Source organism: Halobaculum sp. EA56, assembly GCF_051195075.1.
In the GTDB taxonomy this organism is placed as follows: Archaea; Halobacteriota; Halobacteria; order Halobacteriales; family Haloferacaceae; genus Halobaculum.
This window is the reverse complement of record NZ_JBNTJX010000040.1, coordinates 1-8,086: the sequence shown is the minus strand read 5'-3', so window position 1 is coordinate 8,086 and position 8,086 is coordinate 1. Positions and strand designations below refer to the sequence as shown.

At 72.1% G+C, this 8,086-nt stretch carries 6 protein-coding genes; 2 read left to right on the top strand and 4 right to left on the bottom strand.

Annotated elements, in window-relative coordinates:
- Positions 1-1,218: amidohydrolase (locus ACQUQ1_RS21310; protein WP_435066232.1), on the top strand; the 1,218-nt coding region annotated here is incomplete at its 5' end.
- Positions 1,219-1,308: 90 nt separating this feature from the next.
- Positions 1,309-2,004, top strand: a complete 696-nt coding sequence (locus ACQUQ1_RS21305; RefSeq protein WP_435066231.1) for a hypothetical protein — start codon at positions 1,309-1,311, stop codon at positions 2,002-2,004.
- A gap of 181 nt (positions 2,005-2,185) precedes the next feature.
- Here the strand turns inward: ACQUQ1_RS21305 and ACQUQ1_RS21300 are convergent, their stop codons facing one another.
- From ACQUQ1_RS21300 to ACQUQ1_RS21285, 4 genes are all read right to left on the bottom strand, one after another.
- Positions 2,186-3,556 carry a geranylgeranyl reductase family protein gene (locus ACQUQ1_RS21300; protein ID WP_435066230.1) on the bottom strand — a complete coding sequence of 457 codons (1,371 nt, stop codon included), beginning with the start codon at positions 3,554-3,556 and terminating at the stop codon, positions 2,186-2,188.
- A gap of 425 nt (positions 3,557-3,981) precedes the next feature.
- Complete coding sequence (locus tag ACQUQ1_RS21295) at positions 3,982-5,106, bottom strand: ABC transporter permease (protein ID WP_435066229.1); 1,125 nt, start codon at positions 5,104-5,106, stop codon at positions 3,982-3,984.
- Positions 5,103-6,389, bottom strand: coding sequence for an ABC transporter permease (locus tag ACQUQ1_RS21290; RefSeq protein ID WP_435066228.1), 1,287 nt, complete (start codon positions 6,387-6,389; stop codon positions 5,103-5,105). The genes ACQUQ1_RS21295 and ACQUQ1_RS21290 overlap by 4 nt, the downstream gene beginning before the upstream one ends.
- The gene (locus ACQUQ1_RS21285; protein ID WP_435066227.1) at positions 6,382-8,043 is read right to left on the bottom strand and encodes an ABC transporter ATP-binding protein; all 1,662 of its coding nucleotides are present in this window, start codon (positions 8,041-8,043) and stop codon (positions 6,382-6,384) included. Before ACQUQ1_RS21285 ends, ACQUQ1_RS21290 begins: the two co-directional genes overlap by 8 nt.
- Between the last annotated feature and the right edge of the window lie 43 nt (positions 8,044-8,086).

Sequence of the window (8,086 nt, the reverse complement as noted above, 5' to 3'; positions counted from 1 at the left end):
GAGCCGGCGTGGTGCGAGTTCTACACCACCGCCCGCATCGTCGACGAGCTGGAGAAGCGCGACCTGACGGCCGTCCACTACGGCCCGGAGGTCCTCGGCTCCGAGCGCATGAACGTCCCCGACGACGACGAGCTCGCCGAGTGGTTCGAGCGCGCGCGCGAGGCGGGGGCCCGCGAGGACGTCCTCGCCGAGATCGAGGGCGGGTACACCGGCGCGGTCGCCGTGCTCGAACGCGGCGAGGGGCCGGTCGTCGGCGTCCGCGTCGACATCGACGCGCTCCCGATCCTGGAGTCCGAGGACGGCGAGCACGTCCCGGCGGGCGAGGGCTTCCGCTCGGAGCACGAGGGCTACATGCACGCCTGCGGCCACGACGCGCACGCGACGTTCGGCCTGGGACTGATCGACGAGGTGCTCGACTCGGAGTTCGAGGGGACGCTGAAGGTGTTCTTCCAGCCCGGCGAGGAGCAGATCGTCGGCGGCAAGCCGATGGCCGACTCGGAACTCATGACGGACGTGGAGTACCTCGTCGCCGCCCACGTCGGGCTCGACCACCCCACCGGCGAGGTCGTCTGCGGCATCGACGGCTTCCTCGCCGTCTCGCACTTCCGCGCGGAGTTCGAGGGCGAGCCGTCCCACGCGGGCGGCCACCCCGAGGACGGCCGCAACGCGGTGCAGGCGGCCGCGGCGGCCGTCCAGAACCTCTACGGGATCCCCCGGCACGCCGACGGCCCGACGCGGGTGAACGCCGGCGTCGTCGGCGGCGGGACGGCGACGAACATCATCCCCGAGGAGTCGTTCGTCGAGGGGGAGGTGCGCGGCGGCACGACCGAGCTGATGGAGTACATGGACGGGAAGGCCGAGCGCGTCATCGAGTCGGCCGCGGACATGCACGAGGTCGACGTCGACATCGAACAGCTCGGGCGCGCCCCCTCCGCCGAGAGCGACGAGGAGCTCGTCGGGCCCGTCGCCGAGGTCGCCGGCGACGTGGAGGGCGTGACGAACGTGATCGAGCGCGACGAACTCGGCGGCAGCGAGGACGCGACGTACATGATGCGGCGCGTCCAGGAGAACGGCGGCTACGCCACCTACGTCGGCGTCGGGACGGACCACCCCGGCGGCCACCACACGAGCACCTTCGACGTGGACGAGGAGAGCCTCGACATCGGCGTCGGCTTCCTGACGGCGGCGGTGCTGGAGATCGCCGAGCGTCGGCCCTGAGCGTCGCGCGACCGCCCCGACCTACCCCTTTATCCTCTGACACGCCGTCTATCCGGTCGTTATTCCGCGGCCCGGAGTAGCGTGACTCCCATGTCCACCACAACCACGACACAGTCGATCGGCCCGGTCGAGCGCCTCGGCGTCCGCCGGCTCCTCGGATGGGCGGCCGTCCGCGTCCGCGAGAACCCCGCCCTCGTCGGGCTGTTCCTGCTCGCCGGGCTGGCCGGCTACGTCCCGCTCGTCGGGGGCCTGCTCGGCTTCCTCGCGACCACCTTCGTCCTGGGGATGGCGTACGTCGTCGTCGCCGACGAGGTCGGCCTCCGCGCCCGCGGCCTCGGGACCGTCGCCGGCGACGTGCGCGAGCGGTACGTGACGCTGCTGCTGGTGAGCCTCGCGTACGTCGTCGCGGTGCTCGTCGGCCTGCTCCTGCTCGTGGTCCCCGGGCTGTACGTCGCCGTGCGGCTCTCGCCCGCGGTCGCGGTCGCGACGCTGTCCGACCGCGGCGTCGGCGACTCCCTGCGCGAGGGCTGGGCGGTCGGCGGGGGGAACGTCCTCCGCCTCGGCGCCGTGTTCCTCGTCGTGCTCCTGGCGCAGGCGGTCGCCGCCGGCGTCCTCGCGGCCGTCAGCGCAGACCTCGCGACCTCGGGACTCTCGGCGGTTCTCCTCAACGCCGTCTCCGGCCCGGTCCTCGCGGCCGCCGTCGCCCACGTGTACTTCGAGTCGCGTGACGGCGACGGCGCCGACGGGGAGTCGGCCGAACAGCTGACCGCTGATCCGGCGGTATAAACGCGGTACCGGTCTTCCACGACCCTCGTCAGTCCACGGATCACTACGCAGTCCACCGCGAGCGAGCCAGCCGGTAGGCTGGCGAGCGAGCGGCCCTTTTGTCATGAACGGGGTTTGGCGGGGTTCGACGAGCGAGCGAACGAAGTGAGCGAGTGAGGAGGGCCCCGTTAAAAGCGGTTCGTCAGTACTTCGCCTCGGCCCCGGTGACCTCGTACACGCGGTCCATGATCCGGTCGCGCTCGGCGCGCCACGTCTCGAAGGCGCCCGGCCGGGAGGGGTAGCGCCCGTAGTGGGCCATCAGGTCGTCGGCGACGCGCTTCGTCTTGTAGAAGTCCCAGATCTGTCCCCAGTGGCCGTAGCTGTCGCGGACGACCTCCAGGACGAGCCGGGGCTTCACGGACGCGCTCCCCTCGTACAGCGCCTCCGCGAGACTCTCGCCCGGCAGCGACGCGAGCAGGCCCATCAGCTCGTCGACGTCGACGGCCGTCGAGAGGATGTTGTACACGTCGAGGGCGGCGTACCGGGAGCCGAAGTGGCCCATCACGCGCTCGTTGTAGCGCCACAGCGACTCCTCGCTCACGTCGCCGGCGTCGATCGCCTCGACCGCCTGCTCGGCGGCGTACTTGCCGGCGTAGGCGGCGCCGGCGATGCCGCCGCCGGTGGTGGGGTTGACGTGGCCGGCGGCGTCGCCGACGGCGACGAGGCCGTCCGCGACCGCCGAGTCGTACGGCCGGCGGGTCGGCAGCGCCGCGCCGAGCTTGTCGGTCACCTCCGCGCCCTCGAACTCGGGGCGCTCGCGCAGGTCGCGCTTCAGGTCGTCCACGAGCTTCATCGGCTCCTCGTTCATCTGGAAGCCGAGGCCGGCGTTGATCTCCGTGTCGGTGCGCGGGAAGTACCAGAGGTACCCCGCCGCGCGCTCGGTCGGCTTGAACACGAGCGCGTCGTCCCACTCGACGGGGTCGGGCACCTCGACGATCTCGCGGTACGCCGAGCAGAACTGCGAGAAGGAGACGTTCGTGTCGAAGGTCGCGTCCGCCAGGTCCGCCTTGTCCTGGAGGATCGACAGCGCGCCGGCGGCGTCGATAGTGATCTCCGCCTCGTACTCGACGACCTCGCCCTTGCGCTTGCCTCGCACGCCGGTGACGCGGCCGTCGTCGGTCTGGGTCACGTCCTGGACGACGGTGTCGTAGTGGAACTCGACGCCGCGGCGGTCGGCGCCCTCGATGATCCGCCGGCCGTACTCCCAGCGGTCGATGACCGCCAGCTCGCCGGGGATCGGGATCTCAAGCACCGTGTCGTGGCTCGGGATCTCGAAGCGCCCGTGGTCCACGCCGGTGTTGGTGAACGCCGAGTCGATCTCGGATTTCGGGATCGACTCGGGGAACTTGTCCGCGCCCTTGAGCGCGTCGCCGCAGGCGATGTGGCCCGCCTCCTCCTCGTCCTTCCGCTCGACGACGACGACGTCGAGGCCCGCCTCGGCGGCCGTGGCGGCGGCGTAACAGCCCGCCGTCCCCGCGCCGACCACGACGATGTCGGGCTCGTGGGTGGTCATTACCCAGAGTCACGCGCGGGCGGTGAAAAAGCCAGCCGTTCCGTGCGCGGTCTCGCTGCGCTCGACCGCGCAAAACGGCGGCGAGGTCTCCGTGCCGAGCCGCCCACGAGTGGCGCGAGGCCGAACGGAGTGAGGCCTCGATGCGAGCGGGGAGGAACGACCCGCGAGGAGTGCGCGGTCGAGCGAGGCGAGGGCGAGCGATAGCGAGCCCTCGATGCGAACGGCGAACGGAGTGAGCCGTGAGCGAGCGAGACCGCGAACGGCGGCGGCGAGGTCTCCGTGCCGAGCCGCCCACGAGTGGCGCGAGGCGCGAACGGAGTGAGCGCCTCGTTGCGAGCGGGACGAGCGGTTCGTTTTCTACCCGGCGGCTCGGCCGGGAGACCTCACCGCCGTGTGCCGAGACGCTCGCTTCGTTCGCGTCTCGCTCACTCCTCGCCGGACTCGTAGTGCTCCCCGGCGGCTTCAGGCAGCCGCGTCCGGCCGAACAGCGCGAGCACGACGACGACGGAGACGTACGGGATGGTCCGCACGAGCGGCCGCGGGATCGCCAGCACGTTCTGGCCCTGCAGGGTGAGCTGGAGCGCGTCCAGCCCCGCGAACAGCATCGTCGACAGCAGCGCGCCGATCGGGTTGTAGTTGCCCAGCAGGTAGGTGACGATGGCGATGAACCCCTTGCCGTTGACCATCGTCGGACCGTTTCCGACGAACTGGCCGAGCGACAGCGACAGCGCCGCGCCGCCGACGCCCGCGAGCACGCCCGACAGCAGCACCGCCGCGTAGCGCACGCGCGAGACGTTCACGCCGGCGGTGTCGAGCGCGCGGGGGTTCTCCCCGGACGCGCGCACCCACCGGCCGAAGGCGGTGCGGTTGAGCGTCCACCACGACGCCCCGACCGCGAGGAACATCAGGTACACCATCGGCGAGGCGTCGAACAGCGCCCCGAGGAACGGGATCGACGCGAGCGCGTCGAGCGCGTCGCCGCCGAGGGTCGCGACGAACGGGATGCCGCTCTCGGCGACGAGCCGGCGGATCCCGGGGACCGTCGCCACCGTCTCGGAGTTCTTCGACCCGAAGACGACCTGCGAGGCGAACGGCGCGAGGCCGAGCGCGATGAGCCAGATGGCCAGCCCGGCGATGATCTGGTCGGCGCGGAACTCGATGCACACGACCGCGAACAGCAGCGCGAGCAGGGTCGATGCGACCACGCCGCCGAACAGGCCGATCCAGACGGAACCGGTGAGGGAGGTGGCGTACACGCCGCCGAACGCCGAGACGATGAGCAGCCCTTCCAGGCCGATGTTGATGACGCCAGACTTCTCGGCGAAGATGCCGCCCAGCGCGGCGAAGGCGATCGGCACCGAGAGGCGAAGAGCCGCCGCGAGCGTCGACTTCTGGAACAGCAGCGCGACCACCGCGACGACCACGTCGCCCGCGCCCGCGAGGACGGCCCCCGCGAGCACGAGCGCCGCGACCGCGACGGTCGCGAGCGCGACACGGCCGCGCGTCCCGAGCGCGTCGACGCGCGCGGCGAGGGCGGAGTCCGCGCTCACGGCTCCTCACCCCCGTCGGTCGCGACGGCCTCGCGGCTCCCCCCGAAGCGGTCGCGCACGTCGACGCGCGCGCCGATCATCCGGAAGAACTCCGGCATCGCCACGAACAGCACGATGAGCCCCCGAAGGACGCCGACGAGTTGCGGGGGCACGTCGGTGCCCACGTCGACGACGATGCTCCCGGACTTCAGCACGCCGAACAGCAGGGCGGCGGCGACGGCGCCGACGGGGTTGTTCCCCGCGAGGATGGAGACGGTGATGCCGTCGAAGCCGTAGTCGGGCACGCCCGTCTGGAAGTTCCCCGCGATGGTGAGCACGTACACCGCGCCGCCGACGCCGGCGAGCGCGCCCGACAGCGCCATCGACGCCACGACCGTCCGGGCGGCGTCGACGCCCCCGTACTCGGCGGCCTCGGGCTGGATGCCGCTCGTGCGCACGTCGTACCCGAAGGGCGTCCGCCGCAGCAGGTACGCGACCCCGACGGCGACGGCGACCGCCAGCGCCAGCGCCAGCAGCGAGGCGTCCGTCCGGCCGGGGAACAGCGGCTGCGGGAACAGCGCGAACTCGGGGAGCGACCGGGTCTGGTTGGCGAAGCTCTCGGGGTCCTTGAACGGCCCCGACGCCAGGTACAGCGCGAAGGAGGTGGCGACGAAGTTGAGCATGATCGTCGTGATCACCTCGTTCGCGTCCGCGTACGCCTTCAGCGCGCCCGGGATCGCCCCCCAGATCCCGCCGACGAGCGCGCCCGCCGCGAGCCCCAGCGGCACGAGCACGAGCGTGCCGACGACGCCCGAGAAGGCCCCGGAGACGGCGTACACCGTGACGGCGCTGGCGAGCGCACCGAACACGAGTTGCCCCTGCCCGCCGATGTTGAACACCCCGGCCTTGAACGCCACCGCGACGGCGACGCCGGTGAACACGAGCACCGTCGTCTCCGAGACGGTGGTGGCGAGCTGGCCGTTCAGCGGGTTCGCCGCCACGTCGCCGAAGGCGCCGAGGAAGAGGCTGTCGTACACGAGGATCGGGTCGTAACAGAAGCCGACGCCGAACAGCGAGTACGCCGCCGCCTCGCAGGAGGTCATCCGTCCCGCGGCGAGGACGAGCACGAAGCCGATGGCGACCGACAGCAGCAGCGCCGACCCCGAGATGAGGATCCGCTCGGTCGCGCTCGCGGCGACGAGCCGGTCGAGCGCGTCGAACGCGCGCTCGCGGGGCGACCGCGCGGAGGGTCCGTCGCCGCCCCCACGCGCGCCGTCGTCGGTCGGACCGCCGCCGTCAGTCATCGGTCACCTCCGCGTCCACTCCGTCGGGGACGGTCGCCCCGGCCTCGTCGGCCGCGCGGTCGGCGCCGTCCCCGACGAGCGTCTCGGCGCGGGGCACGTCCTCGGGCCCCTCGCCGGCCATCATGAGGCCCAGTTGCTCCTCGGTCACCTCGTCCGGGTCGACCACGTCCACGACCCGACCGCGGTACATCACCGCGAGGCGGTCGGCGAGCCCGCGCACCTCGTCGAGCTTCGAGGAGACGAGCAGCACCGCCCGCCCGTCGTCGCGCAGGTCGACCAGCCGGTCGTGGATGAACTCCGTCGATCCGATGTCGACGCCGCGGGTGGGGTGGGAGGCGACGATGCAGGCCGGGTCGCGCGCGAACTCCCGGCCGACGATGAACTTCTGCTGGTTGCCGCCCGACAGCGACTTCGCCGCCGCGCCGGTGTCGGCCGGGCGCACGTCGTACTCCTCGACGATGTCGGCGGCGTGGTCGTCCGCGCGCGACCAGTCGAGACGGCCGCGCTCGGCGAACGGCGGGTCGTGTTGCGACCCGAGCACGCCGTTCTCGGTCAGGTCGAACTCCATCACGAGCCCGCGCTCCTGGCGGTCCTCGGGGATGTACGCCATCCCCTTCCGGGTGCGCTCCCGGCGTGACGCCCCGGTCACGTCCCGGCCGGCCAGCTCGACGCGGCCCTCGGCGGGCTCGTGCAGGCCGGTGACCACCTCGACGAGCTCGGACTGGCCGTTGCCGTCGACGCCGGCGATGCCGAACACCTCGCCCTCGCGGACGGCGAAGGAGACGTCGTCGACGGCGACCACGTCGCGGTCGTCGTAGGCGGTGACGCCCTCGACCGTCAGCGCCGGCTCGCCCGGCGTCGCCGGCGGCGTGTCCGTCTCGAGGACGACCTCGCGGCCGACCATCAGCTCCGCCAGCTCCTCGCGGGTGGTGCCCGCGGTCTCGACGCTGCCGACGTTGCGGCCGTCCCGGAGGACGGTCACCTCGTCGGCCGCCTCCAGCGCCTCGCCGAGCTTGTGGGTGATGAAGATGACCGTCTTGCCCGCGTCGGTGAGCTCGTCGAGCACCTCGAACAGGTCCTCGACCTCCTGGGGGGTGAGCACGGCCGTCGGCTCGTCGAGGATGAGTACCTCGGCGCCGCGGTACAGCGCCTTCAGGATCTCGACGCGCTGCTGGACGCCGACGCCCACGTCCTCGATGGTCGCCTCAGGCTCCACGTCGAACCCGTACCGCTCCGAGAGGTCGATGACGGCCTCCCGGGCGGCCTCCCGGTCCACGGCCAGCCCGCCCCACTTGCGCGGCTCGTTGCCGAGGGTGATGTTCTCGGCGACCGTCATCGGGTCGACCAGCATGAAGTGCTGGTGGATCATGCCGACGCCGGCGTCGATGGCGTCCCGCGGCGAGTCGAAGCGTCGGGGGGCGTCCGCGATCGCGCCGTCGTCGTCGTACGTCAGGCCGTCCCCGTCGACGTACACGTCGCCGTCGGTCGGCTCGTACAGGCCGTAGAGGACGTTCATCAGCGTCGTCTTGCCCGCGCCGTTCTCGCCGAGCAGGGCGTGGACCGTCCCCCGCTCGACCGAGAGCGTGACGTCGTCGTTGGCGACGACGCCGGGGAAGCGCTTCGTTATCCCGTCGAGGCGGACGGCCTCCGTCATGTCACCGGGCGTTTCGGCGGGGACGGGATAAACGGCGCGTTTC